The following is a 25,697-nucleotide window of genomic DNA, read 5'->3' on the forward strand; positions in this document are numbered from 1 at the left end:
AATGGATGTGTCAAAATATGGCTGAAAATATTAAAACAAGTGTAGAAGAATTACGTAAACTTATCAGTATTGAAAATGTTGTCGGAAAACCTATTGATGCAGGAGACCAATTTTTAATTCCAGTAATGAGAATGGGAGTAGGTTTTGGAGCCTGTGAAAACATACTGGGCAATGACGGAAACGATACTGTAGGTGCAGGTGCAGGTGTTGAACCTGTTTCCATGGTAATCATTCCAAAAAATGCCAAAAGCGGAGAAGGAGTTAAAGTTGTTAACTTAACTAAAGGAACCGAAACCAACAAAGCATTGTCTGATTTAGGACTGATTGTTTCTGACCTTGTTAAAAATTACTTCTCAAAATCTTCAGATGACTACGATGAATCTGAATATATTGAACCTGAGTTTACAACTACCGAAGACGAACAATAAACTTAAAAAAGGGATATTTTGAACACCATATACATCCTAGGAATGATTTTACTTATAATCATCCTAATTCTTATTATTTTTTTATATATGGGTCTTAGAATATCACTTAGCTTTGAAAAAACCGGAAGCAAACTTTCAGCTATTATTAAAATAAATATTTTTAAAAAAATAACTGTTTATAATTCTTCAAAAGAAAAAGAAACCTCAAAAGACGAAGATAATGAAAAAGAGTCTAAAAATTTAATGAAACCTCTTAAAAATGCTCTGCCTTACATTTCAGATTTTTTAAAAAAAACCGTCAAATCCCTCAAGGTATCAAAATTAGAAAATCATCTGAAATTTGGACTGGCCAGTTATGCAGACACTGCACAGTATATAGGATATATCTGGGCTGTTAACGGATTTATTAAAACATTATATCCTGTTTCTAAAGTAAGTGCAGAACCTGTTTTTGGAGATCCTGTAATTGATTTTAAAGGATGCTTGGATGTTGACATTAATCTTTTAAAGCTGATTTTGCCTGTTGTCAATTTAATTTCCAAAAAAGAAATCAGGATTTTAATTAAAACCTTCAGAGGTGATAAAAATGAAAAATGATTTTTCAGGATTTGCAAAACACCAAAAGGAAAAGCTTGACAAATACTTCAAAAAGGATGAAGAATTAACCTTTAAAAAAATAGCTGTTGGTGATGATGACTTTTATTTTATCTATAAATCAAAAGCAGTTATCTTAAAAGATAAAATAGCCAGTTATGAACTGATACCAGTCGGATTTATCCATAACCAGGATGAGGAATACTATTACTATTCATTTGACGGCAACTGCCTGGGATATGAAGATATTGTAAAAAAATTTGTTGAAGAGTGCCTTATTTAGGAAGGGGAATATCTTCAAACCTTACAGCAACATCTACAATATCATAATCATCCACATCCTGGAGATCTTCAAGTTTTTCTGCCCTTTTTGCTTTTAATCCGTATGCTTCAGCTACTTTTACAAAGTCAGGATTTTTTAAATCTATCTGATAGGGTTCCATATCATATTTATTAACTTCATGCTGCCTTATAATGCCGTATTGTGAGTTGTTTATTATAAAAATTAAAATATTCAAGCCATATTCTTTTATTGTAGCCAGTTCCTGAATATTCATCTGGAAATCTCCGTCTCCGTTGATTACAATTATTTTTTTATCAGGATTTGCAACTGCAGCTCCGATAGCTCCCGGAATTCCGTAACCCATTGGTCCAAGTGCTGACTGAAACAGCAGCTGGCCAAAGTCAGAGGATTTTTTAAGCAGAGTTACCCATGTAATATGACTTCCGGCATCACCGATTATAATATTGTCCTTATACTGATTTAGAATTTCATTAATAGCCACCTGAGGTCTTAACGGAAGTGTTTTATCCCCCAAACCTTCAACAGCTATTTTGTTGTCAATTTCCAACAGTTCATCTAGCCAGTCTGCTTTTTTAAAGTCTACTTCATATAAGAAGTTTTCAACACTTCCCTGAATCGGATAATTTCCTTTAAGATGCTTTTTATTAATATTTACATGAATCAGCTTATCTTCAATTTCATCCAAAGCAACAAATGTCCTTTCAGAAGCTCTTGCACCTAAAGCTATGATACAGTCTGAATTTTTTATGGCATAATTTGCTCTGGGAGTTCCTCTGGTACCTGCCATTCCCAGATTTAAAGGATTGCTTTCAGCTATGATTCCTTTTGAATTAAAAGTAGTTGCTACCGGAATTCCATTACTTTCAGCTATCAGTTTTAAAACTTTTCTTTGTGATATTGCTCCAGAACCCAATACAAAGAGCGGTTTTTTAGATTTGTTTATTAATTCCTGGGCTTTTTTAACATTTGACAGGTCATTTTCACACAAATAACATAAATCAAAGTCCTGAAACTCCTCGCTTAACAGGACATCATTTGACAAGTTTATATGAACCGGGCCTTTTGGGTCGTGCCTAATTTTATAAATAGCTGCCCTTAGTGCATATACCGCTTCAGTTCCGTTTAAGGGATTGAATGTTTCGTCAACAATATTTCTAAAAATTTCAGATGTCGGAAGTGACTGGAAAACATCCTCATTTCTCAAATCAGTGGGATTGTCTCCTGTCAAAACCAGAAGAGGCACATTGTCCTTATATGCTCCTGCCAGAGCCATTGTAAAATTAAGTGCTCCCGGTGCTGCAGTAGCTACACATGCACTTAATTTATGGGATGATTTGTAATATGCATCTGCCGCATGCATAGCTGCCTGTTCGTGTCTTACCAGAATATGATTTATTTTGGAGTCTTTAAGAGCCTTATAAAACGGCAGAATCTGTTCTCCCGGAAGTCCGAAAATATTTTCCAGACCTTCCTCTTCAAGGATTTTAACTAAATAAGCAGCTACATTCATTATTATTCCTCTTCCTGATAAGATCCGCTGTATTGCCCGGAGCCTTCAACTTCAAAAACAACTCCCTGAGCTATTCTGTCCCCTTTTTTGATTTTGTATTCATAATCTCCGTGATTATAAATCATAAACATTAAAGTTCCGAAAAAACCAGGGTCTCCAACAGCTGTCTGAACTGAGACAAAAGACCTCAGTAATGTGGATCTTGGCAGATATAACATTGAATAGCCCTTCGGAATTTTGATTTTCCTGTCAATTGAAGCAAGATAAGCAGTATGAGGTTTTAAAGTGTAAACAGGCCCTTCCAATTCTTTAATTTCAGGAAGGTTTTTTTCATTGTCAATCAAAGACCCCTCACTTTCCTGAATATAAATTTTATCTAAAGCCAAATCAATTCCTGAAGGCTGAACCAAATCTTTAAAATCCGGAAACAGTTTAACAAGTTCATTTTCACCAAGCATAATAATCACTTAATAGATAGTTTATTATATCTGATTAATAAATTTTAAAAACAGGGAGGAAAAAATTATGCCTGTAATAACAATAGCCGGAAATGACACAATCAGTGTTGAAGATAAAAGAGAAATGGTAAAAAAAGTAAGTGAAATAGTAGCTGACAGTTACGGATTGCCAATAGAGGCAATAACAGTACTTGTTCAAGCTTATCCGAAAGAAAGCATAGGAGTAGCTGGTGAATTATTAAGTGATAGGGAATAAATTTCCTTATCATTTAATCATAATATTCATACCATCCGCTGCCATCTTCTGTATAATGAACTTCCCGTTCACCACTGGGAACTTCATCCATACTATGCATCTGCTTATGAGGTCTTTCATCCAAATACCATTCAGTATCCGCATCCATAGGGTCGCTACTATAATCAATTTCATAGTAGCTTTAATCTATAGTCCCAACATTGTTTGTTATGTTAACTACTGGAGGATTCTTATTTTCTTGCATATTAATTGATAAAAACATATAAGCAATTGACAATGAAAGTACAAGCACCATAACCACAATTAATATATTAATTTTCTTATTAATTCACCTATATCTTGTTCTCAAAATAGTCATACAGCTCATCTTTAACTGGAATATGGAGATTATATTTAATATTGACAATCGGCAGGTCTCCGTCTTTGCTTTTGATAGTTGTCTGGATAAAATCAAATGGTTCGACCTGACCCATATAGTAGAAATCCTTACCTTCATCATCACTTTTCTTAATGAAGAGATGTATCTTTAAATTAGTTTTCTGATAATTTTTAATAGCAACTACTTCTTTACTATCTAATTTAAGCCTACTTCTAGTCATCCAGCTGAAAACATCCCTATTTACAAACTCATCTAGATACTTTGTACTATCTGAAATGTCTTCTTTTTTATCATAAGTTACAAAAATAGGGCAGGTATTGTGTTTTACCCTATATCCATATAATGTGGAACTGTCATCATTTGGCCAGTTTAACAGTCTACAAACATCCCTTCTTGAATACTTGGCATATAATGTTAAATTTTCACCTTCAACTTGAGCATTATATTCTGTTTTATATTTAAGCAATCCATAATTAATTACATCCAAAATATGTTTTCTGTAAGTTTCATGAGATAAATATTTTTTAAAATCATTTGAAATTTGAAATTCATTCATAAAAGATAATTCAGGAAAATCTTTTTTATCTTTTTTACTGAAATCAAGATTTAAAACATCGATTGCACTTTCAATTGATTTTACATCATTTTGAATATCATATTCTGTTTTTAATAATTGTTCAATTGATTCAACTGAGAAATAACCATTATAAATTAAAGATTTTAAAATCAGCAACTCATGAGGTCTTTTTCCACTGGCTAAGTTTTTGGATATGAATTTTAAAGATGAAATTTCCTCTTCTGAGAGATATTCGTCATAATCTTTATCTGCCTTTTTTAAAAATGAATAATAGCAATCCATTGCAGTATGATTTAAGATTAATAAAGGATCCATTTCTCCATTTTCATAGAAATCCAAAAGCATTGGAATTCTGCCTAACTTAAACTTCAGATTATTGTATTTTTCTTTAAAAAGAGCTATTCTTGAAAATGAAGTGTTGTTTATAGAATTATAAATCCTCTTTTTAGAAACTTCATCAAAACTGATTGAAGAAGCTCCAGGAATTACTTTATTACCCTCCATCAGATAACGGCGAATATTATCCTTATCATAGGATCTGTCACCTGAAAGAGCTATCGGAATCATGAAATTGTTTTTATAATTTCCGATAAAATCCAGTATAACAACATAGTCTTTGTTTTTAAATTTCCTAAGGCCTCTTCCCAATTGCTGAATAAATATAATTGGAGACTGTGTTGGCCTTACAAGTAAAACCTGATTAATTTCAGGAATATCTACCCCTTCATTAAAAATATCAACTGTAAAAATGTATTCCAACTTGTTTTTAGCCTCATCATTAGTCAGTCTGTAAATTGCATCCTCCCTTGTCTGCTGTGAATCATCACCTGTTAAGACAATTGCCGGATGGCCTCTTTTATTGAAAGCTTTTGAAAGTTCATTTGCTTCCTTTTTCCTGCTGCAAAATACCAAAGCTTTAATTCTCTCACCAGAATATCCGTAATAGGCTGATTTTTCAAGTAAATAATTTACCCTGTCATCTGAAACCAACTGATTGAATTCTGTTGAATCATCAACAGTTTCTCCATCAATTTCCAAATCAGATATTCCAAAATAATGAAAAGGACATAACAAATCCTCTTCTAAAGCATCTTTAAGTCTGATTTCACATGCCAGATTATGGTCAAAGAGTTCATAAATATCAATACCGTCAGGCCTCTCAGGTGAAGCAGTCATTCCCAAACAGAATTCAGGTTCAAAATAATCCATGATTTTTTGATAGGAATAAGCACCTGCTTTATGGACCTCATCAATCACAATATAATCAAATTCATCTTTTTTAAACTTGGTATAAACATCATCTTTAGACAATGTCTGAATTGTTGAGAATAAAAAGTTGGAATCATAGTCTTTAGAATTACCAGTCAGCAATCCGAAATCTTTTGTATTTTTAAAAACATTTTTATAAGCATTAATAGCCTGTTTGGCGATTTGTTCTCTGTGAACTACAAAAAGAAATTTTTTAGGATTGAAATCCTGAACAGCAAAAGCAGAAGCATAAGTTTTACCAGTACCCGTTGCGGATACCAGAAGTGCCTTTGATTCGCCACTTTGAATTAAAGACCTTAAACTTTCCATAAAACCAACCTGCATAGAATTTGGGACCAAATCCTCAGAGCTGAGTTTTTTGTAGTTTTCTTTTAGCTTTGTAAAGTTCTTTTGAGAATCATATAACTTTTCATAAGCCGGAAGAACATCTTCCAGATTGTTTGCTTCATCCCACAAGTTGTTAAATTCAGATAATAAATTATTCAACACTTCACCGTCATGTAAAGAGGTAAATTCAACATTCCACTCCTTGTTAACAGTTAAAGCGTTTAAAGTCAAATTAGAACTGCCTACAATACCTTTGTAGATATTGCCTTTTCTAAAAACATAACCTTTAGTATGAAAACCGTTCTTTTCCTGAGCATACAGCTTAACTTCAATGTTATCTAAAGACTGAAGCTTTTTTAAAGCTTTAGGATCTGTAAAATTAAGATAATCAGTTGTAAGAATCTTACCTTTAATACCTCTTTGTTCAAGTTCCAGAAAATCCTGTAAAAGAGGAGTCAAACCACCTAAAGTAATAAAAGCAGAGCTTATGAAAAATTCATCGCAATTCTGCAGTTCATCCTTAATGGAATTTAAAACCTTATGATTAAAGTTGTTTGAAAGGAATTTAGGTTTGAAATCATTTGCAGGATTATAAGTTTCATTGATAAAAGCAGTTTTAGCTCCCTCTAAAATATCATTCTGATTATCCATAAAAATCACATGTTTTCTTTTAGATAATTAACTGCATCAATATCTGCCGGAAGCCAATTTAAAGTGTTTAATTCTTCTTTTGTAATCCATTTACCATCATTATGCTCTAAAAGTTCGATTGAACCTTCCTTAATTGAACACATAAAACAGGACATGAATAAATAAAAGTTAGGATACTGATACTCAATATCTATGGCAAATTTATCAACACTAATTTCAATGTTTAATTCTTCTTTAATTTCACGAACTAGGGCCTGCTCTTTGGTTTCACCTGATTCGATTTTTCCTCCCGGAAACTCCCACATGTTTATAAACTCGCCATATCCTCTTTTAGTAGCTAAAATTTTGTTTTCTTTTTGAATAATAGCTGCCACTACTTTTATTTCTTTCATGTTTTTTACACCTGAATTAAATGTCCAATTCCCCTAATTTTTTAATAATTCTATCATCTTCATTTAATTTTAATAATATAAGTCTTAATTTTTCAATGAATTCATCTCCCCCCTCCATATATTCAGTTTCTAAAATATCCAAACCCCCATTTGCATATTCCTCAGCAAATTTATAAATTTCAGGAGTATCTTCAGACAATATTTCAATACCATCACTAGATTTAGTTATTGCTAATGCATTTATTAAAGCAGGCAAATCTTTACCAAAATTTTCTTTATTTATAAATAGTTGTCTAGATTCAATAGGTAACCTACTACCCTGAGAATAACCATAAGCTAATGCTAATGCAAATATATCTTTTGAATGAAATTTATTCTCCTTTAAAGGACCATTACTCTCTAACAATTTGTTATATATTTTAGAAGTGTCTTTTTCACGAGACAATCTATTTGAAACTGTTTTATCTTTATTAACCATGTTTAACAATCTCCGTTTTATTTTCATAAGGTTTTAATTCATATTCATCAGCAATATTTTGCAACATATTTGCCCTAACATCATCAGTGTATTGACTATCCGTGAATAAGAATATTATCTGTTTATCAGAAGTATACTCATGTAATCCTGAAATAAATTCAATACGTTTACTTTTATCTAATTTTTCCAAAGGAGCATCAATAATTAAAGGAATTTCAAAACCACTAAGACTATGTAATGCCATCATAAAAGACAAAGCCAATAAATTCTCCTCACCATCGGATAAATCCCCAGGAGTAATTTTCTGACCAGTACTTTTTGTTATTACAATTTTATAATCATCTTTAATTGTAACATCCCTATATTTATCATATGCCCAATTGATACTCGTAAATTGTTTTCTAGTTTTATCATTGACTTTCTCACGAATATGTTTCTGAACATTATTATTTAAATCTGAAAGAATAGTAATTGCTTCTTCACAAAATTTAATTTTATTATTCAAAATCTTTAATTCACCCTCTAATTCTCCAGCCTCACTCCTTTTACGTTTAAGTTTTTCTATATCTTTTTTTAAGGTATTGATATCTGCACTTAAAGATTTATTCCTTTTACGCAAATCTTCAATGATTTTTTTATTTTTTTGAGATTGACGTTCATATTCTCTAACATCTTCAATATCAAACTCAGCCAATTCATCGGAAATTTGATTAATTTGAATATTAATCTCATTAATATTCTCTTCATTTTGTTTTATAGACCTCCTTAAAGATTCTATTTTTGGAAGATCTTTCAGTTTAGTTAAAACTTTCTTAAGATCATAATAATCTTCGTAAAATACTTCCTGTTTTATTTTACTAGTATTATTTAATCTTTTTTTAAGTTCAGTTACACACTCAGGATGGTCTTCTAGTTTAACACCACAAATACAAAATCCATCTTCCAAAATATCATTCAATAAATCTCTTTCAATTTGAGGAGGTGCAGTTTTTTTCTTCCGTGCATCATCAGCAATATTAATTGAATCAACTAATTCATCAAACAACACCGCAATTGGGAATAATTCTAAAATCAATTTTTCATAATTTTTACGATCTTCTTTAATATTTTGTTTAAGTTTTTTTTCCATTGATTCTTTATTTTTTCTTTTTTGGGTTAACTCGTTAACATAACCTGAATCAACTTGTTTCAATTTTTCAACACATTTATTAACATTTCGAATAGCAATATCAATTTTATTATGATTATCTTTAATTTCAGATTCTTTATGTTGTTGTTCCTGCATTTTTTCATTGATTAGTTTATTATAATTTACACTACCTTTAGGCTTTTTCTTGTTAAATCTCTTATTAATTGAATCAGATGTTTTAACCAAATGATCATAAACTTTATCAATTAAACCCACTTGAGAAATTTGCTCTATAGATGTTTTTAAACTCAATTCAGATTCATTTTTAAAATAATTGGACAAAGTAGCTCCATTAAAAAAGAAATATTGGAACATTTCTTTAGGGATTTTATTATTAATTGCATTTTGTGCAACACCATCCTCCAAAATATCTTTATCTGTTTCATCAACAATCAAATGGTCCGCAAATGCATCCCCCCATTTTCCATTACCCCATTTTTGAAAAGATAACGATCTATAAATTGAAAAATATTTCTTTTTTTCATCTTCAAATGAATAAAATCTAATTTTAACTTCAACTTTAACTTCATTTATACTATTTTCATTTGATTCTAATTCTTTAGCTGCTCTAAGATTATACAATGGTTCTGATTTGTTTCTTACATCATGAAGCTCCTCCCCATACAAACACCAAGTTAATGCATTAACCAATGAAGTTTTACCACTCCCATTATCTGCCAAAATTATAGTTAAATTTTCCAAATCATTAAACCCAAAATCAATTTTCTGTGTTCCATAAAATGGCCTAAAATTAGTTATTTCAATAGAATCTAAGTACATTATTAATCATTCCCCCATAACATTTTCAATCATGTTTTCATAACTTGCTTTATAATGCATCTTTTCAGGATTTCTTAATTCATATAATATTGCAGAAATGAAAAAATTTTTTAAATTTTCATCAAAATCAGCTTCCCTAATATAATCAATTATTTCTAAATTTATTTTAGTCATGTGATTTCCTCCCATTTTTTTAAGAATTTTTGGCTACATTCTGAAGAATTATCTGCCAAGTCAGCATATTCATCATAACGTTTCTGTTCGTTTTTAAAAATTGTTTTAACAGAATTCGATTCACCTTTAAGTTTTGGAAAAATTATTAAATCGTAAATATTAGCTTTTGATTTGCCCGGACTTTTTCTTAATACTCTTCCCCTTCTTTGAATATGTTGTCTAGAATTTAATGTACTTGCCATTAAAAATGCTGTTTGAGTAGATGGAACATCCACTCCTTCATCCAAACATTTAATAGCAACTAAAGACTGGTAGTAACCCTTAGAAAACAATTCTAAAATGCGGTCTCTTTCAGATTTACCATTAATTTTTTTAGTGCTTTCTTCACCAGTAAATTTATGATTGGAAATATCAAATTCATCCAAAATATTCTGAACTTTAGGCAATTGTTTGCCAGTACAATAAATAATTAAGTCCTTAATATCTTCTTGATCCTTCAAAAAAGTATGTAAATGAGCAAATTTATCTTCAGCATTATTAATTACATCTCTTCTCTTAATAAGTAATGTATTTAACCGTTTTTCATCCAACAATGTTTTTTTCTTTTTTTGTAAAATAATGCTAATTTTATAAGTATAATCTTTATATAACTCCATTTCTTCATTATTTAAATCAACAAAAATAGGATGGTAATTGTAACGAGTTAAAAACCCTTTTTGAATAGCATTTTCCAAATCATAATCATATATTATGCCATTAAAATAATCATAGACCAAATCAGTTCTTTCAAAATCATCTTCAATTTCAGGAGTTGCACTTAAACCTAATCTATGATTATATTTATTCAACAAACTCTTCCTATACTCAAAGGAACCTATGCCATGAACTTCATCTACAATTACTAAACTATCCCCCTCAAAAAAATCAATTTTTTTTCTAAACTTTTCACTAGCAAATGTTTTAAATGTGGTAAAAACTACAACCTGATTATTTGAATTAAAAGAAGACTCCAAATCCCCAATTAAACCCAATAATTCAGAAGACCATTTATTATTATCTCCAGATGCAATAAGAATACTTCCATTAAAACCAAATTCTTTCAAATTACTTTCCCATTGACTTATTAAATGTTTTTGAGGACATACAATGATAGTTAAAAGATTATTTTTTTTATTTCGTAAATAATCCCAACAGGATAATGCAGTGAATGTTTTTCCCGTACCTGTAGCCATGCTAAAGATACCGCGATAATTATTATTTATCCAATTTTCAACAGCTTCTTCTTGATAATCACGCAATTTTGGTTTAGAGTCTAATTTTAAATTAAAAAGTTCATCTTTAGAATTGGGAGCTATTTCAATTAACTTCTTTTTTGTTGCATCAGGAACATCAAACAGCTCCAAAGATGGGTCGTTACCCTCCCAAAAATTTTCAAAATCTTTTTTATCATTTTCCATAAATTCCGGATTTTTCCAACTTTTAAATACTTTTAATGATTCAATATTATTTTTCCATCCGAAAGCAGTTTCATTTACAGACCCATCAAATAATATTGAATCATCCAATTCATCATACATTATCCCAATTTTAGAATGTATCATTCCAGATTCATAAAAACCATCCTTTTTACGATTAACCCCAATTTTAATTTCCAAATAATTATTAGCCACCATCCATCCCAATACTTTAACATGATTCTTTACTATTTCATCTTCAATAGAATCATAATCTTTTAAAAAATTAATATCAATAATATTTTTCAAATCATCAGAATTGTTAATAGATTCCAAATCAGCAACATTCAATTTAGCGCCGCAAATAAGGCGCATATGCCCATTATTTTTTATAAATTTATCAATACCTCTTGCAGCAATCGCCAAACTAGTGGAATTAAAAAATCCAGATATACGGTCATATTTTATTGCCTCAGATAATACCAAATTATAAAAATTATTTACAATATCATCATGTGCAGAATTATAACTTGGACTCACCTCCGAATCAATATCTTTAAATACCATATAAATACCACATAAATAAATTAGAAAGAAAACAATATTCCTTACTCGAATCAATTTTTCAAATTGAAACAATTTAATATTATTTTATTAACTATTACAATATATAGTTTACTAAATAAATTTTAAGCACATAAAAATAAATTTTACAAATAATATGAACAAAATACTAATTAAAACAAAAATAAATTAATTTTTAAAATATTTAATAAAAATTTTTTATAAAGATAAACAAACAAAAAAGTAATTCTATAAACACAAGTTTAACACATGTTTGAATTTGAATACAAACTCCCACAACATTCAAACAATATTAACTAAAAATAACTTACAATATGAAAAACATCCAATATTTTCCCAATTTTAATAAAAAAATATTTAATAAAAAATATTGATCCAAAAAATGTTTGTCTTTAAAATACCTCAAAATTAACATCATTGTTTAAAAAAAATTTTAAATAGGATTAACACCAAAACATTATTAAAAATAATTATTTGGTGAAATTTTTATGGCTTTTGAAGATTGGATAACAAAGGATGTTAAAAATGTTTTATTAGTCGAACCTAACTTTCCTATCCCTAATAAAAGTAGAAACCATGCTAATTTTTTACCAATAGGCTTATTGAAGATAGCAGCATATCTTAGAAACAAATCAATAAACATAAAATTAGTAAGACATGACAAAGAAAATTTAAAACAAACAACACTATTTCCAAAAAAGAATCAAGAATTTAAACCTGATTTAATATGTGTAACTTCTATTTTTACTTATTGGTCAAAATATGTTAAAAATACAGTATCTTACTATAAATCATTATATAAAAATATCCCAGTAATAGTTGGTGGAATATATGCCTCATTAATGCCAGAACATTGTAAAAATTATACAAAATGTGATGATGTTATTTTAGGACCCATATATGAAGCAGAAAAATTATACCCCGCATATGATCTTGTTGATGTGGATTACCAAATAGTTCACACAAGTAGAGGTTGTGTAAGACAATGTAAATTCTGTGGAACATACATCATAGAACCTGAATGGAAATGTAAAAAAAGCATAAAAAAAGAAATAAAAAAGAAAAAAATAATTTTTTACGATAATAATCTTCTAGCTAACCCCTATATTAAAAACATATTAAATGAATTAATTGAACTAAAACAAAACCATGAAATTAGTTATGTAGAATCCCAATCTGGATTTGATGGTAGAATATTACGAAAACATCCGGAAATAGCTAAAATGTTAAAAAAAGCAGGATTTAAAAATCCAAAAATTGCATGGGATTATAATCTAAAACAAGCTCCAAAAATAAAAGAACAAATAGATTTATTAATATCCGGAGGATTTAAAGCAAAAGAAATCTCCATATTTATGATATATAATTATGATTTAGATTACAATGAAATGGAAAAAAAAAGAGTGCAATGTGCTAAATGGGGAGTTCAAATAACTGATTGTCGTTACAGACCGTTAGATCAAACATTTGACGAATACAGTCCCTATAAAACAAAAGGACAAACTAATAAAGATTACTACATCCATCCAAATTGGACAGATAAAGAAATTCGTAAATTTAGAAGAAATATAAGGCGTCATAATATATGTATGCGTCACGAGGTAGATTACCATTCCTCAATTCTTGAACGAAAAAAAATACCTCAAGAATTAGCTCAAAAATATAGAGAAATGGATTATAACGAAGTTAAACAATATTTGCCCGACGCTTGGACCCCTGTTAAATCACATGACCTTAATGAAAAAGATTATTTTAAAATAAGTGATACTTTAACACATATTAAAAAACCTGAAAAAACTCAAAAAAATCAAACATTACTAAATCACGATTATTGTCCTCCAAAACAAAATATTATTCAAATAAATTATTTAACCACTTACAATAAAACAAACTCCCAAATAGTAGAAAATAAAAATAAAAAAGATAACATTGATGAATGCATAAAATATATTATTAATACAAAACAAAAAAATGAAATTGAAATTCCATACAGAATAAATGCTAAATAAAAATAATTTTAAAAAAAAAGATAGGAAAATGCTTAATTTTAGTTACATAAGCTGTATAAATAATTATGTTATTAAATTATAATAACCAACAAACAACTACAAAAATAAAATTAAAGCGAGAAAAATCCTTTCTCACTTAAACAATAACTTTTTCAAACAGCCCTTCGTCTTCAGCAGTAATCATGACAATCTTATCATTGTCAACATATGTGAAAAAGTACAGTTCACTTTCCTTATCAAATTCAAACCAGCCCTTATGACCTTTTATGGTTTTTTCAACCTCGGAAGGTTCCTTAAGACTGTTAAAATCTACACTACCCCCGTCATAAAAAACAGTTACACTTAACATGTTGTAATTACTGTCAAAATAGGTATGATCAAATGTTTTAAAACCGTTTTCATCCACTTCACCATTTTTAGCCATGGACATGTCTTCTGTATATCCATCAGGAATGGCGAACTTTATTCCGTCAACTTCAATATTTTGCACAGCAGCTACCGAAGCGATTCCAATAGCTAAAACAGCAAATACTCCCAAAGCAATCAAAATTTTTCTAGAAACCATGAAAAACATCCAATAAATATTAATTTATAAAAGGAAATTAATATAATTACCTATATTCTCCTAAACAAAATAAGCTGATTTTAAAAATATTCTAAACAAATTAAAAACACAAGCTATAAAAGCAACTAAATATGAAATTAAAAGTATGGACATTTTTGACGAATATATTGTCGGAAACCTCAGCTCCATCAACTGGTGTTTTGAAAATACCCATTTTATTCAGAGGCTTGATGACAACGGAATCTCAAGAGACTATATTGTAGACACAGTATTGAATGAAGAGCCTTTAAGATATGAACCTAGCGGAAATCACCAGTATGAAGTTATTTTTCCGGCTCCGAAAACTAAGAAATACTCTGAAATCAAGGTTGTTTTTGCCTGTGACAACAACACGATAAATTTGGTAACGGTAATGCCCAATGCCACTACAAACAGACAAAAGAACACCTACAAATCACAGAATTATAAAAGTCTGGAAAAAAAGAAACAGAAAGCCTATTCCAAAAGAAAGAAACTTTATTAAAAGTGTGTTTTAAGGAGTATAAAACCCCTTTAAAACACGTGAGAAGGTTTTAAACGAATCAAAAAAATAAATTTTTTTGTTGATATATTAGAATATGATTTAAAAAAAACCATATTACACCTTACTATTTGTCATTAACAGTTATTTATAATCTTCGAATTTTGTCAGCATAACACTTGCTATTAAAATGCTGAGTGTAATAACAACATCAACAGCCAGTTCCAGAAATCCCCCTGTTTTAATCAGGTCAATAATTCCGAATGTCCAAACTATGAAAATTACACATGGGAGTATATATTTAATGATTGCAACCCATAGTTTTCCAACATGCATTACAGAATCCTTGTTTACAACTTCAATTAAATCATCAATTCCTAAAATCCATCCAAATATAATACACTGCAATGCGATTAAAAACAATATTCCGAACTGGTTCAAAAATCCGTCAACTATTTCCACAAGATAGCTGGAGATTCCGCATGTGAAAAACATTGAAATCACAAATCCGACACCACATAATATACTGGCTGATTTTTTACGGGTAAATCCAAACTTATCACATACAGAATTAAGTAACGGCTCTAAAAATCCCAGAGCAGAAGTTATTCCTGCAAATAATATAGCCAGGAAAAACAGAGGTCCCAATATCTTACCTGCTATACCCATTGTATTGAATATTGTCGGAAATACAATAAATACAAGACCTGTACCCTGTCTGATTAGGCTTTCAATCGGAACGCCTGATGTTACTGACATGAAACCCAATATGGAAAAGACTCCAAATGCAGTGAATATCTCAAAACCTGAGTTTGAACTAACTACAATCAGCACATTATTGATTAATTTTGAATCTTCAGGTAAATAACTTGCATATGTAAGTGCAATAGCCATTCCCAAACTTAATGAAAATATAATCTGTGAAAATGCAGCAAGCCATATGTTTACATCAAAAAGCACTGACCAGTCAGGAGTCAGCAGTGTTTCAATTCCCAAATTATGGCCAGGCAATGTCAGGGAAAATATTACAATAGCTGCCATTATAACAAACAATAATGGAATCAGCACTTTGGATACTTTGCCTATTCCTGAGTTCAGCTCTTTTTTTGAAATAAACCATATCATCACCCATACAATAACCAGTCCCGCCACTGTCGGAAGTATCAGATGTGACCAGTCAGAAATTGTAGAGTCTCCACCAACATAGTTTAAGAAAAATCCTGCAGGATCAGCCCCCCATGCCAGAAACGGACTTGCTCCAAGATAAACTATATCCCATGCAAGAATAACCATATAATATGTTACAACACCAAATGCCAGAAGACCTAAAATCCATCCTATTACTTCAAACCTCGGTCTTATCTTGTGGAGCAGATTTGAAAATGATGTTTTGAATTTGAACCCCAAACCATATTCCAAAATAAGAAAGGGAATTCCCAGAAGCCCAATAGCTACAAAATAAGGAATAAAAAAGGATCCTCCACCATTGGAGTACAGCACATAGCTGAAACGCCATATATTACCTAATCCAACAGCAGCCCCAATCATTGACATTAAAAACGCAAGAGAAGAATTCCACTCGCTTTTATTATCATGATTCATTGGTATCACCTGTTAAATTAAAATACAATTTACCGGTACCCTCCGGTGTTATTTCCAAATCATCACATTGAGGATACAATGAATTAAGTAAACTGGTTCCCTCATCAGGTCCCATAAAGTAAGGCAGGTATCCTGAAATAATCACAGGATAAACTGTACACTCTCCAGTATCATTGACAAAGTCTATTTTGACTATATATGCAATGTGAGTTGCTGAATTTGACATGTCAAATATGAAGTTTCCCAGACTGTAGAATATAGGTTTGCCGTTATACATTTCAATTCCCTGTGTTACATGAGGATGTGAACCTAAAACAGCATCTGCCCCATAATCTATTACTTCATGAGCCATCTTTTCCTGATCAGGATTTGGTGAATGGGAGTATTCATTTCCAAAGTGGAAATAAACAATTACAACATCTGAACCATTTGCCTTTGCATCCTGAATTTGACATTTTGCAACATCACTGTCATATGCGGAATAACCTGGATTAGAACCATTAGCCTGAGGCATTACATCAGTACTATATTCTTTAAAGTTGTTTGAATCCATATAATTGATTATAGTAATATTTCTTCCGTTTATATCGCTGCTTGCAGTTTGGCGAGCCTGAGATTCATTATTTCCTGCGCCGATATGAGTGATGCCTGCATCATCCAAAGACTTTAAGGTATCTTTCATACCGTCAGTGCCGTAATCAAATAAATGGTTGTTAGCCAGTGCTGCAACGGTATTGTTGTTGGCTTTAGCTAATGGAACATAGGAAGGATCGCATTTAAGCGGAACATCACCTTTTACAGCACACCCAGAAGTTGTTGCAGCATTTTCAAAGTTAATCAACAGCAAATCCGCACTTCCCGTTACATTTTCCACATGTCTGAAAGGACTTTCATCCAAACTTAATACTCCAGCCATATTACGTGCAAACATCACATCACCCGTTACAACAACAGAAGCATTTCCCTTAGGTGTTTCTATTATTGAATTGTTGCTGGTGAATGTGGCTGCACCAGCTATCAAAACCAACACTGCCAAAATAATAATTAAAATTAATGTTATTTTTTTAAGCTTCATTAATGTTTACCTCTTCTCCGCTTTCAGAAAAGAGCTGATTCAGCATCCAGTCAGCATCATATTCCTTAATGTCATCATATCCCTGACCCATTCCCAAAAAGAGAATAGGTTTTTTGATAACATAACCAATAGATAATGATGCTCCTCCTTTACTGTCAGCATCTGCTTTAGTTAAAATAACACCGTCAAGGTCAATAGCTTCATTAAATTTGGAAGCCTGCTGGGTTGCATCATTACCTGTTAGGGCATCCCCTACAAAGACAACCAAATCAGGTTTTGCAACTCTCTTAATCTTTTTCATTTCATCCATAAGATTGGTGTTGGTCTGCATCCTACCTGCAGTATCAATTAAAACCAGCTCTTTACCTTGAGCTTTTGCATGTTCAACTGCATCAAATGCAACAGCTGCAGGATCTGAACCCTTCTGGTGTTTGATAAGCTTAACTCCAACCTTGTCTGCATGGTAATTAACCTGTTCAATAGCACCTGCTCTGAAAGTATCTGCAGCAGCTATTACAGGAGTATAACCTTTTTTAAGATAATAATTAGCTAATTTACCGATGGTTGTTGTTTTACCTGTTCCGTTAATACCGACAAACATTACAACAAGAGGTTCGCCCTGTGCTTTTTTGGCTTCAATCATTTCAGTCATTGACTTGCCCGGAATATCAATAATTTCAGCTACAGCATTTCTTAGTGCATTGTAGGTATATTCAGTAATGTCATTGCTTCTTTTGATTTTACGGCCAACCAGATCATCTTTAACAGAATCCACTACTGCACTAGCTACTTCCATAGCCACGTCCCCTTCCAAAAGACCCATTTCAAGTTCCCATAAAATATCTTCAAGGTGTTTTTCTGAAATGGTTTTGGCAGTAATAAATGAAAACATTCCGCTTGATTCTTCATCTTCATCATTTTCTTCAGAAGAATCATTATCTTTATTTCTGCTCCAGAAACGGGATTTTTTCTCTTCTGTTTTTTCATCGGCATCTTCTGATTCTTCAGTGTCTTCCTCTTTATTTCTGCTCCAGAAATGAGATTTTTTAGGTTCTTCTTCCTCTTGAATCTCTTCAGCTGATTCTTCTTCCTCCTGAGGCTCTTCCTTATTATCACTGGATTTTTTACCAAAACTCCAGAAACCAGATTTTTCATCTTTATCATCAGAGGTTTCATCATCTGAAGTGTCAGTTTCTTGAATACTTTCAACTTCCTGAGGAATTTCCGCTACATCACTTTTAGAATCCTCTTCTTCTTTTTTATCTTTCCTGCCAAATGAAAAAAAGGAGAATTTTTTACCGGATTCCTCTTCAAGATTGTTTTCTTCCTGTGCTTCTTCAATAAGCTCTTCTTCTAATTTATCACTAGTTCGTGAAAACTTCTTTTTCAAAGATTCAAACAAATTTTACACAACCTTATGGTTTAATTAGAAAATAATATGTTTTTTATAATATTTAAAAAATAAGCAAAATATGGAAAAATAAATTAAATAAAAAAAGTAAAAAAAGGAAGTTATATCTAGTTTAATCCGGTAGCTGACATGTTTCCTTGAGCAACAGCAGCTAACTGTTCTGCCTGAGCAGATAAAGATCCGATAATGTCAGACACCTGTTGCATATTAGCTAACATTTTATCTAAACTGTCTTCAAGATCTTTTTTCTGTCTTGCAATAGTTTCTCTTGCTCCGTCAACATCTTTTTTAACAGCTATTCCAGAACCAATACTTACAATAACTTCATCGGTGTTTTTAAGTTCACCTTTAATGAAAGAACCAGCACCTACAGGTACGAAAGCTTCAACAGAATCTTTACCTTCCAAATCATCCAAAGTGTTGGTTAATGCATCAACTTCAGCAATGGAAGCTCTGACTAATTCAATTTGTTGCTGAATTAAGTCTCCTTGCTGTTTGTATACATTTATTTCATTAAGTAATTGATTAAATTTTTGCTGACCTTCCATAGTAACACCCTTATAAAATTTCTTTTAAAATTGGGTCTACAACATCTTCAGGTGCGATTTCAGCAATATCTTTAATAGAAATTTGGTTTCTGTTTAAACCATGTTTACTTCCAAAACGTTCATAAATTTTTTCTTCTAAATCAGCTACATTGGTAGCTTTGTATTCTTTAGTAAATTTATGATATGAATCGCCCATTACAAAAGTACCTTTAACTCTGTAAATTTTTGTTATCATATTAACTCCTCAGGATATTATTTATAAATCGTCTAAAAAGCCTAATGCTTCTTCAACTCTAGCCATTTCAGGACCTGTACTTTCTTTAGCTACAATAGCTCCACTTGAATTTGCAAGAGAGCATGCCCCAACTAAAGAAATACCTCTGCCTACAGTACCAATATCTCCTTCAACACCAAATACATCACGAGCAAAGTCTACTTCAGTTTCAGTAGCATTTTTATCCATTAAAAATCCTTTGTTGGTAACTGTAATCAGTGAACCGATAATATCGCTTCCGACCATGGAAGTTGATTCAACATTTACATCTAAAGTATCTTCAATGACTTTAACTGCCTCATCAGATAAAAACGGACTTACAATAGCACCAGTATCATTAGCTGCAACAATATTACCTACTGCAGTATAATTTCCGGGAATTGTAGCTACATTTAAACCTAATTCTTCAAACTGTTTAACTTCTCTATCTAATACATGTGGGGAAACAACAATACCGTTTGAATTAGCTACAGCTAAAGATCCAATAAGGTTACATCCGGAAATAGAAGATTTTACAGCATCAACTTCTAGTGTTTCTTCAATCAGCTTAACCTTTTCGTCAAGAAGATTGTAAGGAACAACAGCCAAATCATCAGTTGCTAAAATAAATACTCCTATATTAGGATTATCTACAATGTTTATTCTTCTTAACATATTGTTACCTCACGTAGTATTGAAGTAGTATTATATAGCTATTCTGCTAAAGTAGCTTCTACTACGCCATCATCATCTTTAACTGCTTTTACAGTAATTTTAGAAGGTATTTTTTGGATACCTCTTGCCCAAATTTCATGATTAATAGATTCATCGAGCTTTACTTCTTCAGCTTTCATGTGTTTGAATAAGAAGTTTTGTACTTCTCTGATAGCTCTAGGAGCTCTAATAGTCCTTTTGACTTTTTTTGCGTTTCTAAGTGGAATTGTATAAACTCTTTCCATGAAAAATCCCCCTTATAATTTAAGACTGTTTCTTCTCCAATGTCTAGGTTTAGGTCTGTATCTAAGTTTACGGTTAGTCTTAGCATAAGCCCAGATTGGAATTCTTCTGTTTTGTTTATTTGCTTTTGCCATTCTCAATTTTTTAGCTAATGGTTTATTTCTACTCATTTTCTCACCTTATAATAATAATTATTTTTTATACCCAGTAACACGAGTTTGATAATGCTCAGGGAAAATATCCAATGAATTTCCTCCTTTTTCATCAATTAAAGTCCTTATTTCAACCTCATAATCAGAGCTGTTATCCTTATTGCTTTTTTCATGAGATATTTCAAATAAATTAGATGTGATTAATTTAATTGTCTTGTGACCAAAACTATCCAAATTAATATACTGAACATCTTTTCTATCTTCAAGACTTTTAATTTGATTTATATTAAGTTTAGGAGTTCTATCATCCCTTCTAGTTCCATCGGCTATAATATCATACATTTCAGAAATCTCTTCAACAACACTTTCATGAAGGAATTTTATTCCGTCATTGGGAAATCCGTCTTCCATAATCATGTCACAGGTTTTGTCTAAAAGTTCAAAATCCAAATCAAGAACCCTATGATTAAACCCAAGAGATTTGGCTGAAAGGCTTGCTGGAATATAAGAATCGTAAACACCGAAATTGGCAGTGCACAATTCAACATCAAGACCAAGTCTTTTAAGCATAACACCCATAAAAGAACTGTCTTTTCCTCCACTGTATAATACACAAGCTTTCATTAATATTATTTCCTTGTAATTTTAATTTCTCTTTTCTGACCAGCTATTTGTCTCAAGAGTACTTTTAACTGTTCATCAGTTACTTTACCTCTTAAACTGCCGGCCTGAGCAGATTGAATTAACTGAATTTCAATTTGATTAACAAGCTCTGGCTTAGTCAATTTAAGGTTAGCTAATCTGGAACGTGCTTCAGTAGTCAAAATTTGAGCTATTAAAGCTTTCTTTTGCTCCTCAAATTGTCTTTGTGCTTCTTGCTGTTGCATTTGTTGTTGTGCTTGTTGTTGCATTTGACCTTGTGCAGCAGCTTGTCTGGCTTCTAATTCCGCCATTCTTTTGCGGCGAATTTCATCAAGATCACTCATATCAAACTCTCCGAATAATTTAATTAATATTTTGCAAGATTAGGAATATCCTTAATGATTTCAGCAGAAATTTTATCTAAGAATGATCTTCCTGCTGGAGTAACAACTCTTCCACCTACAACTTTTTCAACATATCCTGCATCTTCTAATTGGTGTAGCGCGTTTCTTACGATAGCTCCACTACCTTTTCTGAATACTTCAGGAGTTACTCCACGGTCTTTTTTACCACCGTAGAAAGTTCTTAAGCTCATAACTCCTACAGGTCCGTCCATGTACACTCTTCTGATGATAGATGCACATCTGGTATACCACCAGTCGACATCTTCAGGTTTTCTTTCTTTGTGAACACCGGTTTTTACAAAATTGGACCATGCAGGGGAATTGATTTTATCATTGTTTTTAAATTCTTCTGCGACTTTTTTAATTAATAAATCTGCAGGTACATCAAATACAGTAGTCATATTAATTCTCCAATATTTAATTTTAAATAATTGTCCTCATAATCAACTGTAAATTTAAGACCTAATAAAAATAGGGCCTGTAACTCTAAATTTAAGCAATGTTTTCTAAGGCTTTTTTTTATAAATGACAGCGACATTTCCTCTAACATCTATAAGTTTAGATCTGGTTTTCTGGACAATGTCAGCTATATAATCATCTTTATTTTTAGCGATATTTTTTGCAAATTTAAGTTTAACAATTTCATTAGCTTTAAGTTGGCGTTTGATTTCTTCAATGACATTGTCATTAACACCAGCCTTACCAATATTCATTGTCATAGCGGAAAGAGCTCTATTCATCATTTCTTTTTTTGATTGACTCATATCTAGCTCTCCTTTTATTTTTTTTCTCCTTATGATAAGGAATTTTCATAACATGCCCACACTCGCCACATAAAATGTTAACTTCTTCGTTAACCAGCCGGACTGTAGCGTTGTGACCAGGGTAGAGAAACTTATTACACCTTTTACAATACCTTCTTGCCCATTTATCGGGAATTTTGGTATTGTACTTGGTAGATAATTTCTTAGCTAATACAACATAACGGTTACTTCTTTCCGGGTGCCTTTCGAATTCCATCTCAGCACGCTCAAAAAGAATATTCATACGTTCAATAGCTATTTCAATCATCCATTTTGGTCTTTTTCCTCTACTCAAAGATATCCTCCTCATAATTATAATAATAACTATTAAATTAGGATATAATATTCAAAAATTGAATTAAAATGATTTGCGCATATTAAAACAAAAACCATAGTTAAAATAACCTTAGGTTAATATGAATATTAGGAATAAATTTGTTTTTCTATATTTATAAAGGTTGTGTTAAAAACAAGTGTTATATATACACATATTAGAAATTCATTATAAAAAAAGATTTCCACATCATCTAAAATTAAATAGTAAAACATTAAAATATTAATATATAGGTGAAAACTATGGCATTTTTAGATAAAGTAATCGGACATGGTGATGTAAGTGAAGAGATGGACAAAGACTATGTATCAGAATTCTTTTTTGATGATGAAGAAGTAATTCAGTCATACCAATTCATAAGAGACCAAATAATTTTAACCAACTATGGAATCTACGAAGTAGACGTTCAGGGATTAAGCGGTAAAAAAGTAGAAGTCAAATTTTTCCCAAAAGACACAATCAAAACCATTTCTTTTGAAACTGCAGGAACCTTAGACTTTGATGTAGATATTAAAATCGGAGTGACAAACAATACTGTTGTTAATGTGGACGGAGCAGCTTACAGTGAACCATTATCATTTAAAGTACCTTCAAGTCAAGCTGCAGAAGCAAAAGAAGTTGTACGTTTAGTAAAAGAACATTATTTATTTTAAATAATGTTTTAACTTTTTTTATCACAAATAATACAATATTTTAAATGAAAAAAAAAACAATATAAAAATTAAACAGCCATTACCGCTCTTTTTAAATGTTTTTTACTGCGTTCCAAATTAACCAAATCATAGCTCGAACACATTATATAAACTGTTGCTCCAGTTACAATTAAACCTGAGAGCCAGTACAGTCGGACTAATTTATAAATGCCCCGGACAGCTCAAAACAAACTAAATAAAAAGAAATATTATTTCAATTATAAAAATAAACTGAACCGCAAAAGTTTCATCATCCAATCAGCCAGTCCATAAAATCAATCACACCAAATGGAAAGTCTTTTTTATCAAAAATAACATCTACCACCAGGTTAATTGTCTCATCAATAGACAAATCACTTACATCTATTTCACAGACATCTTCACCATATGCCTCGTATGCTTCAGCTCCACATACGTCAAGTGCCTCTGCTTCAAGGTTTTCACGAATTTTAGAATCAGAATATTTGCGCCCAGCCAGCCTTTCTTCCAAAATACTTGGATGAACTCTTAAAATTATTACTTTATCAGCACCATTACACAAATGAGACAAATGCCCTTCCACAATAAGTAATTTATCTGAATCAAAATTATCAATAATTTCTCCCAAAACTACATCTAATTCAGGTATGTCAATTATTTTATAACCCTTTTTATTATCGATTCCCAAAACTAAATCATTACTAATAGCCAATTCATTAACTCTAACTAAATTAGCACCCAATCTTTTAGAAAGTTCACTAGCTAATGTAGTTTTTCCAACACATGGAGTTCCACTTATAAAAATAACTTGATTCATATTACCCACAATTATTTCTTAAGAATAATCCTTAAAACATCCTCATCTTCCAAAACATGATCAGGACCTACCTTCTGACCCGGGAATTTAACTGATGTTCCCCATATTTTAGCATGACGGAAGTTTTTCACAAATTCCTTGTGCAATTTGTCACAGGCATCAATGACTGTTGAACCCTTTTTAATAACTAAAGGATCGTTCATATCTGCTTTTCTTCCTTGCGGTTTAAGATAAACACGAACAAGGTTTAAATTTTCAAAGATTGTTTCCTTAAGATTATCTATATTTAATTTTTTATCTGCAGAAATTGGTATAAATTCAGGAAGCTGTTTTTTCATCTCTTCAAGATAAGCTTCATCTACAAGATCCACTTTATTTAATAGAATCAACATTGGAACATATGATTTATTTCTATCAAGAACATCAATAAACTGATCCATTGTTACATCATCTCTAAAAAGTACGTCTGCATTTGCATACCATACTCATTTATGATAGACCTGATTGTTTTTTCATCCAAATGTGTAAGCGGAACTGTTGAAGACACATGAACACCACCAGTTCTTCTCCTGTTTACAGTTACATCAGGAGGCCTTTCATTTGGTCTGATACCAATATTTCTTAATTCTTTTAAAATAACATCCAAATGCTGCGGATTTAAAACATCCAAAACAACCACAATCAGTTCTGCTGTTCTGGCTACAGATAAAATTTCCCTTCCTCTACCTTTACCAGTACTTGCTCCGGTAATAATCCCAGGAATGTCAAAAACTTGTATTTTAGCGTTTTTATACTCCATAACCCCTGGAACAATGTCCAAAGTAGTAAACTGATAAGCTCCCACCTTACTTTCAGCATTAGTAAGTTCATTTAAGAGGGTAGATTTACCAACAGAAGGAAATCCAACAAGAACAACAGTAGCATCACCAGATTTCTTTACATGAAATCCCTGACCTTTTGTTCCGGAACTACTTCTTTGAATAGACTCCTCTTTCAATTTAGAAAGTTTAGCTTTAAGTTTACCAATATGGTGAGAAGTAGCCTTGTTATATGGTGTCTTTTGAATTTCATCCTCAATATCTTTTATTTTCTCCTCTATTCCCATTAAATCACCATATTATTAATTAAA

The 25,697-nt window shown here is 31.4% G+C and carries 31 protein-coding genes and 1 pseudogene; 7 read left to right on the top strand and 25 right to left on the bottom strand.

The features are described from left to right. The first annotated feature begins 17 nt into the window (after nt 1–17). The 3 genes from MSM_RS03425 (at nt 18) to MSM_RS03435 (ending at nt 1,305) form a co-directional block, all read left to right on the top strand. Nucleotides 18–428 carry a GerW family sporulation protein gene (locus MSM_RS03425; RefSeq protein WP_019262429.1) on the top strand — a complete coding sequence of 137 codons (411 nt, stop codon included), beginning with the start codon at nt 18–20 and terminating at the stop codon, nt 426–428. Between the two features lie 87 nt (nt 429–515). Beyond that, nucleotides 516–1,025, top strand: a complete 510-nt coding sequence (locus tag MSM_RS03430; RefSeq protein WP_048058677.1) for a DUF2953 domain-containing protein — start codon at nt 516–518, stop codon at nt 1,023–1,025. Continuing rightward, a complete protein-coding gene (locus MSM_RS03435; protein ID WP_011954045.1) occupies nt 1,015–1,305 on the top strand; it encodes a hypothetical protein in 291 nt (96 codons plus the stop codon). Before MSM_RS03430 ends, MSM_RS03435 begins: the two co-directional genes overlap by 11 nt. Here the strand turns inward: MSM_RS03435 and MSM_RS03440 are convergent. Next, complete coding sequence (locus tag MSM_RS03440; protein WP_011954046.1) at nt 1,298–2,836, bottom strand: thiamine pyrophosphate-binding protein; 1,539 nt, start codon at nt 2,834–2,836, stop codon at nt 1,298–1,300. The two genes, MSM_RS03435 and MSM_RS03440, sit on opposite strands and share 8 nt — an antisense overlap. Before the next feature lie 2 nt (nt 2,837–2,838). Then, nucleotides 2,839–3,294: a dCTP deaminase gene (locus MSM_RS03445; protein ID WP_004032444.1), complete on the bottom strand. Its 456-nt coding sequence runs from the start codon at nt 3,292–3,294 to the stop codon at nt 2,839–2,841. A 67-nt stretch (nt 3,295–3,361) separates the two neighbouring features. On the opposite strand from MSM_RS03445, the gene dmpI reads away from it, so the two are divergent. Further along, nucleotides 3,362–3,550: a 4-oxalocrotonate tautomerase DmpI gene (gene dmpI / locus MSM_RS03450; protein ID WP_004036440.1), complete on the top strand. Its 189-nt coding sequence runs from the start codon at nt 3,362–3,364 to the stop codon at nt 3,548–3,550. 13 nt (nt 3,551–3,563) lie between these two features. Here dmpI and MSM_RS09395 read toward each other — a convergent pair whose 3' ends face one another. The 7 genes from MSM_RS09395 to MSM_RS03475 form a co-directional block, all read right to left on the bottom strand. After that, nucleotides 3,564–3,698, bottom strand: a complete 135-nt coding sequence (locus MSM_RS09395) for a hypothetical protein (RefSeq protein WP_004032446.1) — start codon at nt 3,696–3,698, stop codon at nt 3,564–3,566. A gap of 184 nt (nt 3,699–3,882) precedes the next feature. Further along, nucleotides 3,883–6,753 carry a DUF3427 domain-containing protein gene (locus MSM_RS03455; RefSeq protein ID WP_011954047.1) on the bottom strand — a complete coding sequence of 957 codons (2,871 nt, stop codon included), beginning with the start codon at nt 6,751–6,753 and terminating at the stop codon, nt 3,883–3,885. A 5-nt stretch (nt 6,754–6,758) separates the two neighbouring features. Next, on the bottom strand, nt 6,759–7,145 hold the full coding sequence (locus MSM_RS03460) for a (deoxy)nucleoside triphosphate pyrophosphohydrolase (RefSeq protein WP_004032448.1): 387 nt from the start codon (nt 7,143–7,145) through the stop codon (nt 6,759–6,761). Nucleotides 7,146–7,161: 16 nt separating this feature from the next. Then, nucleotides 7,162–7,623, bottom strand: a complete 462-nt coding sequence (locus MSM_RS08980; protein ID WP_011954048.1) for a hypothetical protein — start codon at nt 7,621–7,623, stop codon at nt 7,162–7,164. After that, nucleotides 7,616–9,592 carry an AAA family ATPase gene (locus tag MSM_RS03470; RefSeq protein ID WP_011954049.1) on the bottom strand — a complete coding sequence of 659 codons (1,977 nt, stop codon included), beginning with the start codon at nt 9,590–9,592 and terminating at the stop codon, nt 7,616–7,618. The genes MSM_RS08980 and MSM_RS03470 overlap by 8 nt, the downstream gene beginning before the upstream one ends. 6 nt (nt 9,593–9,598) lie before the next feature. Next, on the bottom strand, nt 9,599–9,766 hold the full coding sequence (locus MSM_RS09200) for a hypothetical protein (protein ID WP_011954050.1): 168 nt from the start codon (nt 9,764–9,766) through the stop codon (nt 9,599–9,601). Further along, nucleotides 9,763–11,787, bottom strand: coding sequence for a DEAD/DEAH box helicase family protein (locus MSM_RS03475; RefSeq protein ID WP_011954051.1), 2,025 nt, complete (start codon nt 11,785–11,787; stop codon nt 9,763–9,765). Before MSM_RS03475 ends, MSM_RS09200 begins: the two co-directional genes overlap by 4 nt. A gap of 506 nt (nt 11,788–12,293) precedes the next feature. Between MSM_RS03475 and MSM_RS03480 the strand changes: the two genes are divergently transcribed. Then, nucleotides 12,294–13,814, top strand: coding sequence for a cobalamin-dependent protein (locus tag MSM_RS03480; protein ID WP_011954052.1), 1,521 nt, complete (start codon nt 12,294–12,296; stop codon nt 13,812–13,814). A gap of 136 nt (nt 13,815–13,950) precedes the next feature. Here the strand turns inward: MSM_RS03480 and MSM_RS03485 are convergent, their stop codons facing one another. Next, nucleotides 13,951–14,379, bottom strand: a complete 429-nt coding sequence (locus MSM_RS03485; protein ID WP_004032453.1) for a hypothetical protein — start codon at nt 14,377–14,379, stop codon at nt 13,951–13,953. A gap of 145 nt (nt 14,380–14,524) precedes the next feature. Here MSM_RS03485 and MSM_RS03490 point away from each other — a divergent pair, with 145 nt between their 5' ends. Continuing rightward, nucleotides 14,525–14,902: a DUF4258 domain-containing protein gene (locus MSM_RS03490; RefSeq protein WP_004036396.1), complete on the top strand. Its 378-nt coding sequence runs from the start codon at nt 14,525–14,527 to the stop codon at nt 14,900–14,902. A 141-nt stretch (nt 14,903–15,043) separates the two neighbouring features. On the opposite strand, the gene MSM_RS03495 is transcribed toward MSM_RS03490, so the two are convergent. The 13 genes from MSM_RS03495 to MSM_RS03555 all read right to left on the bottom strand — a co-directional run bounded on the left by MSM_RS03495 (nt 15,044) and on the right by MSM_RS03555 (nt 23,041). After that, nucleotides 15,044–16,501 carry a sodium-dependent transporter gene (locus tag MSM_RS03495; RefSeq protein ID WP_011954054.1) on the bottom strand — a complete coding sequence of 486 codons (1,458 nt, stop codon included), beginning with the start codon at nt 16,499–16,501 and terminating at the stop codon, nt 15,044–15,046. After that, on the bottom strand, nt 16,491–17,576 hold the full coding sequence (locus tag MSM_RS03500) for a CapA family protein (RefSeq protein ID WP_011954055.1): 1,086 nt from the start codon (nt 17,574–17,576) through the stop codon (nt 16,491–16,493). The genes MSM_RS03495 and MSM_RS03500 overlap by 11 nt, the downstream gene beginning before the upstream one ends. Then, on the bottom strand, nt 17,566–18,978 hold the full coding sequence (gene ftsY / locus MSM_RS03505; protein ID WP_011954056.1) for a signal recognition particle-docking protein FtsY: 1,413 nt from the start codon (nt 18,976–18,978) through the stop codon (nt 17,566–17,568). The genes MSM_RS03500 and ftsY overlap by 11 nt, the downstream gene beginning before the upstream one ends. Before the next feature lie 116 nt (nt 18,979–19,094). Then, nucleotides 19,095–19,535 carry a prefoldin subunit alpha gene (gene pfdA, locus MSM_RS03510; protein ID WP_011954057.1) on the bottom strand — a complete coding sequence of 147 codons (441 nt, stop codon included), beginning with the start codon at nt 19,533–19,535 and terminating at the stop codon, nt 19,095–19,097. 10 nt (nt 19,536–19,545) lie between these two features. Then, the gene (gene rpl18a, locus MSM_RS03515) at nt 19,546–19,770 is read right to left on the bottom strand and encodes a 50S ribosomal protein L18Ae (protein ID WP_004032460.1); all 225 of its coding nucleotides are present in this window, start codon (nt 19,768–19,770) and stop codon (nt 19,546–19,548) included. A gap of 21 nt (nt 19,771–19,791) precedes the next feature. Then, a complete protein-coding gene (locus MSM_RS03520; RefSeq protein WP_004032461.1) occupies nt 19,792–20,463 on the bottom strand; it encodes a translation initiation factor IF-6 in 672 nt (223 codons plus the stop codon). Between the two features lie 38 nt (nt 20,464–20,501). After that, nucleotides 20,502–20,747 (bottom strand): 50S ribosomal protein L31e, encoded by a 246-nt coding sequence (locus tag MSM_RS03525; RefSeq protein WP_004032462.1) that lies wholly within the window; start codon nt 20,745–20,747, stop codon nt 20,502–20,504. A gap of 12 nt (nt 20,748–20,759) precedes the next feature. Then, nucleotides 20,760–20,915 (bottom strand): 50S ribosomal protein L39e, encoded by a 156-nt coding sequence (locus MSM_RS03530; protein ID WP_004032463.1) that lies wholly within the window; start codon nt 20,913–20,915, stop codon nt 20,760–20,762. 21 nt (nt 20,916–20,936) lie between these two features. Beyond that, a complete protein-coding gene (locus tag MSM_RS03535) occupies nt 20,937–21,521 on the bottom strand; it encodes a DUF7411 family protein (RefSeq protein WP_004032464.1) in 585 nt (194 codons plus the stop codon). Nucleotides 21,522–21,526: 5 nt separating this feature from the next. After that, on the bottom strand, nt 21,527–21,883 hold the full coding sequence (locus MSM_RS03540; RefSeq protein ID WP_004032465.1) for a DNA-binding protein: 357 nt from the start codon (nt 21,881–21,883) through the stop codon (nt 21,527–21,529). 23 nt (nt 21,884–21,906) lie between these two features. Then, the gene (locus tag MSM_RS03545; protein WP_004032466.1) at nt 21,907–22,344 is read right to left on the bottom strand and encodes a 30S ribosomal protein S19e; all 438 of its coding nucleotides are present in this window, start codon (nt 22,342–22,344) and stop codon (nt 21,907–21,909) included. Between the two features lie 105 nt (nt 22,345–22,449). Continuing rightward, the gene (locus MSM_RS03550; RefSeq protein ID WP_004032467.1) at nt 22,450–22,707 is read right to left on the bottom strand and encodes a YhbY family RNA-binding protein; all 258 of its coding nucleotides are present in this window, start codon (nt 22,705–22,707) and stop codon (nt 22,450–22,452) included. Next, nucleotides 22,676–23,041: a ribonuclease P protein component 4 gene (locus tag MSM_RS03555; protein WP_011954058.1), complete on the bottom strand. Its 366-nt coding sequence runs from the start codon at nt 23,039–23,041 to the stop codon at nt 22,676–22,678. The genes MSM_RS03550 and MSM_RS03555 overlap by 32 nt, the downstream gene beginning before the upstream one ends. 281 nt (nt 23,042–23,322) lie before the next feature. Here MSM_RS03555 and MSM_RS03560 point away from each other — a divergent pair, with 281 nt between their 5' ends. After that, nucleotides 23,323–23,733 (top strand): PH domain-containing protein, encoded by a 411-nt coding sequence (locus MSM_RS03560; protein ID WP_004032471.1) that lies wholly within the window; start codon nt 23,323–23,325, stop codon nt 23,731–23,733. Between the two features lie 289 nt (nt 23,734–24,022). Here MSM_RS03560 and MSM_RS03565 read toward each other — a convergent pair whose 3' ends face one another. Together MSM_RS03565 and MSM_RS03570 are read right to left on the bottom strand one after the other, a co-directional pair. Next, nucleotides 24,023–24,568, bottom strand: coding sequence for an adenylate kinase family protein (locus MSM_RS03565; RefSeq protein WP_011954059.1), 546 nt, complete (start codon nt 24,566–24,568; stop codon nt 24,023–24,025). An 11-nt stretch (nt 24,569–24,579) separates the two neighbouring features. Further along, nucleotides 24,580–25,673: pseudogene (locus tag MSM_RS03570) on the bottom strand (OBG GTPase family GTP-binding protein). Nucleotides 25,674–25,697: the final 24 nt, after the last annotated feature.

Source organism: Methanobrevibacter smithii ATCC 35061, from assembly GCF_000016525.1.
In the GTDB taxonomy this organism is placed as follows: Archaea; Methanobacteriota; Methanobacteria; order Methanobacteriales; family Methanobacteriaceae; genus Methanocatella; species Methanocatella smithii.

Coding starts and splice junctions, on each gene's coding strand:
- MSM_RS03425 (WP_019262429.1), top strand. CDS start 18: ATGGCTGAAAATATTAAAACAAGTGTAGAAGAATTACGTAAACTTATC.
- MSM_RS03525 (WP_004032462.1), bottom strand. CDS start 20,747: ATGGAAAGAGTTTATACAATTCCACTTAGAAACGCAAAAAAAGTCAAA.
- MSM_RS03530 (WP_004032463.1), bottom strand. CDS start 20,915: ATGAGTAGAAATAAACCATTAGCTAAAAAATTGAGAATGGCAAAAGCA.
- MSM_RS03550 (WP_004032467.1), bottom strand. CDS start 22,707: ATGAGTCAATCAAAAAAAGAAATGATGAATAGAGCTCTTTCCGCTATG.
- MSM_RS03430 (WP_048058677.1), top strand. CDS start 516: ATGGGTCTTAGAATATCACTTAGCTTTGAAAAAACCGGAAGCAAACTT.
- MSM_RS03520 (WP_004032461.1), bottom strand. CDS start 20,463: ATGTTAAGAAGAATAAACATTGTAGATAATCCTAATATAGGAGTATTT.
- MSM_RS03560 (WP_004032471.1), top strand. CDS start 23,323: ATGGCATTTTTAGATAAAGTAATCGGACATGGTGATGTAAGTGAAGAG.
- MSM_RS03490 (WP_004036396.1), top strand. CDS start 14,525: ATGGACATTTTTGACGAATATATTGTCGGAAACCTCAGCTCCATCAAC.
- MSM_RS03435 (WP_011954045.1), top strand. CDS start 1,015: ATGAAAAATGATTTTTCAGGATTTGCAAAACACCAAAAGGAAAAGCTT.
- MSM_RS03545 (WP_004032466.1), bottom strand. CDS start 22,344: ATGACTACTGTATTTGATGTACCTGCAGATTTATTAATTAAAAAAGTC.
- MSM_RS03455 (WP_011954047.1), bottom strand. CDS start 6,753: ATGGATAATCAGAATGATATTTTAGAGGGAGCTAAAACTGCTTTTATC.
- MSM_RS09200 (WP_011954050.1), bottom strand. CDS start 9,766: ATGACTAAAATAAATTTAGAAATAATTGATTATATTAGGGAAGCTGAT.
- MSM_RS03540 (WP_004032465.1), bottom strand. CDS start 21,883: ATGAGTGATCTTGATGAAATTCGCCGCAAAAGAATGGCGGAATTAGAA.
- MSM_RS03460 (WP_004032448.1), bottom strand. CDS start 7,145: ATGAAAGAAATAAAAGTAGTGGCAGCTATTATTCAAAAAGAAAACAAA.
- MSM_RS03500 (WP_011954055.1), bottom strand. CDS start 17,576: ATGAAGCTTAAAAAAATAACATTAATTTTAATTATTATTTTGGCAGTG.
- MSM_RS03565 (WP_011954059.1), bottom strand. CDS start 24,568: ATGAATCAAGTTATTTTTATAAGTGGAACTCCATGTGTTGGAAAAACT.
- MSM_RS03470 (WP_011954049.1), bottom strand. CDS start 9,592: ATGTACTTAGATTCTATTGAAATAACTAATTTTAGGCCATTTTATGGA.
- MSM_RS03495 (WP_011954054.1), bottom strand. CDS start 16,501: ATGAATCATGATAATAAAAGCGAGTGGAATTCTTCTCTTGCGTTTTTA.
- rpl18a (WP_004032460.1), bottom strand. CDS start 19,770: ATGATAACAAAAATTTACAGAGTTAAAGGTACTTTTGTAATGGGCGAT.
- MSM_RS03440 (WP_011954046.1), bottom strand. CDS start 2,836: ATGAATGTAGCTGCTTATTTAGTTAAAATCCTTGAAGAGGAAGGTCTG.
- MSM_RS03480 (WP_011954052.1), top strand. CDS start 12,294: ATGGCTTTTGAAGATTGGATAACAAAGGATGTTAAAAATGTTTTATTA.
- MSM_RS03445 (WP_004032444.1), bottom strand. CDS start 3,294: ATGCTTGGTGAAAATGAACTTGTTAAACTGTTTCCGGATTTTAAAGAT.
- dmpI (WP_004036440.1), top strand. CDS start 3,362: ATGCCTGTAATAACAATAGCCGGAAATGACACAATCAGTGTTGAAGAT.
- MSM_RS03475 (WP_011954051.1), bottom strand. CDS start 11,787: ATGGTATTTAAAGATATTGATTCGGAGGTGAGTCCAAGTTATAATTCT.
- MSM_RS08980 (WP_011954048.1), bottom strand. CDS start 7,623: ATGGTTAATAAAGATAAAACAGTTTCAAATAGATTGTCTCGTGAAAAA.
- MSM_RS09395 (WP_004032446.1), bottom strand. CDS start 3,698: ATGGATGCGGATACTGAATGGTATTTGGATGAAAGACCTCATAAGCAG.
- pfdA (WP_011954057.1), bottom strand. CDS start 19,535: ATGGAAGGTCAGCAAAAATTTAATCAATTACTTAATGAAATAAATGTA.
- MSM_RS03485 (WP_004032453.1), bottom strand. CDS start 14,379: ATGGTTTCTAGAAAAATTTTGATTGCTTTGGGAGTATTTGCTGTTTTA.
- MSM_RS03535 (WP_004032464.1), bottom strand. CDS start 21,521: ATGAAAGCTTGTGTATTATACAGTGGAGGAAAAGACAGTTCTTTTATG.